The organism is Streptomyces sp. NTH33 (assembly GCF_003236365.1).
Taxonomy (GTDB): Bacteria; Actinomycetota; Actinomycetes; order Streptomycetales; family Streptomycetaceae; genus Streptomyces.
In genome coordinates this window covers 1-2,033 of record NZ_POTZ01000767.1, presented here as the reverse complement: position 1 = coordinate 2,033, position 2,033 = coordinate 1, and the positions used below count along the sequence as shown (strand labels likewise).

Annotated in this window: 1 protein-coding gene and 1 pseudogene; one reads left to right on the top strand and one right to left on the bottom strand. The window is 67.0% G+C overall.

Annotation, left to right across the window (positions count from 1 at the left end; translation table 11 throughout):
- Nucleotides 1-226, top strand: a pseudogene (locus tag C1I97_RS40385) (hypothetical protein); the annotation flags it as partial.
- Nucleotides 227-1,201: 975 nt separating this feature from the next.
- Here C1I97_RS40385 and C1I97_RS36015 read toward each other — a convergent pair.
- A complete protein-coding gene (locus C1I97_RS36015; protein WP_111007129.1) occupies nt 1,202-1,681 on the bottom strand; it encodes a cupin domain-containing protein in 480 nt (159 codons plus the stop codon).
- Nucleotides 1,682-2,033 lie beyond the last annotated feature (352 nt).

The window sequence follows — 2,033 nt, the reverse complement described above, 5'->3', positions numbered from 1 at the left end:
GGGCTACGAGCGCACCCACGCCAACCGGCCGGGAGTCCTGGACGCCATCGAGCAGCTGCGCGGCAGCGAACCCTGGCCCGGCTACGACACCATGAGCCCGGACGAGATCACCGCCCGGCTGCAGAACCTCCCCGCCGGCGTCGCCCGCCAGGTCCAGGAGTACGAACGGCGCCACCGCCAGCGCGACACCGTCATCTCCGCCGCCGAAGCACGCACCACCCCATGACGCCACCAGGCGCGCGCCTGCCGGTAGACGGGTGAGGGCAGGACAGCGCAGCGGGCTCGCGCTCCCGGCGCCCGGAGGAACTCATGACAGCCCCGGAGCGCGATCTCTCGGTTCGATGTCAGTGGATGGCGTGTCAGTGGCGGGTTTTCGTGGTGTTGTCCGGACGCGCTGGTCAGCGATCTGGGAATCGACCTTGCCGCAGGCGTGGCCACTGTCATGAGAGGAGAGATCAGGGGTGTCAGTACGGTCACCGGGCGGTATACGCGCAGGTGGCGTACCGACACGAAGGTGAGAGATCGCACTTGGCGGACTGATGGGCGCCCGGGTGGGCCGCCGCCTGCCGCCCGCCGCACTCCGGGGACTCATCGTCGCCGTCGGTGTCGCAGCATCCGCAGCCATGCTCTTGTGGCAGTAACGCGACGGCCGGCTCTGCCCCGCCGTCGCCCAACGCCGACATCCGCGACAGCGTCCTGCCGCTCCGTCGTCGGCCTGCGCGATATACCCGATGACGGTCAGCCTGCGCAGAAGATCCGGCGCGCGACACCCCAAGAGCGCTCGGGATGTCTCATGGCGCTGAACGACGGGGGCAGACCACCTTCCCACTCTTTCGGCATCACTTCGACGCTACTTGGTCGGTATCACCGCAACACGATGCCGTCATTGCTGACGTCACCATCAGGGGCTTTCCTCCGCACGTGCATCAAAGGCATGTCCTCTCGGATCCGAACGAACCGGAGCAGGTGCCAGCACCGGCTCGCTTCCATGGCCGTGTCCGCGGTGCTTCGGCGAGGGCGTGGATCTGTCGGCCGAGCAACTGCTCCATGGTCGAGACGCGCGCGTACCCGGCGAGCGCGCCCCACGCGGCGGGGACCGGAGCGAGGAGGTCGGCGGCGTCGTCCTGCGGTGACTGAACCCGCATGATCGTACGGAAAACGGTGGAGTCCCAGTTCTGGGAACCCCCGACGTGCGGAGAGGTCAGTTGGCGTGCTGGTCCGGGGCGTCGTCCTGGGGCTGGACGGTCCACGCGGGCGGCTCGTCGGCGCCGGCCGACTCGTCCCGTTCAGCGTCTGTGCTGGCCTCCTGGACGAGACCGGGTGCGTGGTGGACCGGGGCGTAGATGGCATAGACGCGCAGGGGTTCGTCGCCGGTGTTGATCACGTTGTGCCAGGTGCCGGCGGGAACCTGGATGGACCAGCCGTCGACGACATCCTGCTGGAAGTCGAGCTGGTCCTTGGCCGGTCCCATGATGACCTTGCCGTGCCCGGCGTCCAGGCGCAGGAACTGGTCCGTGTGGGGGTGGACCTCGAGCCCGATGGACTCACCGACCGGAATGGACATCAGGGTGACCTGCAGGTACTTCCCGGTCCAGGCCACGGTGCGGTAGTTCTCGTTCTGCCGGGTGGCCGTTTCGATGTTGAACGCGTTCGGGCGCGGTCCGTTGTCGTTGATGGTCATTGCTTGTGCCTCCTTTCTGCTGCGACGTCGTTGGCCGTCGTCACGTTCGTAGTTCCCCGGTTCCCCGACGGGAGAGTAATAGTCAAGACCTGTGGATCGTTGAAGTCATCGTCTGATGCTCCGGTGCCACCGGATCTCGCCTTCGTGCCATTCGTCGATGGGCGTGAGCCCGGCGGCAGTGGCGACGGTGGCGGATGCCCGATGGTCGGGGTGGATGTGGGCGATCAGGGCGCGAGCGTTCTCGGGTGGCGAGACGTCATAGTTGCGATGTAGTGGGCGGGTTGTCGCCTTCGCCGGTTTGGTGAAACAGGACGCGGCTCCGGATGATCAAGGTGTCTAAGCCGTTGATCAC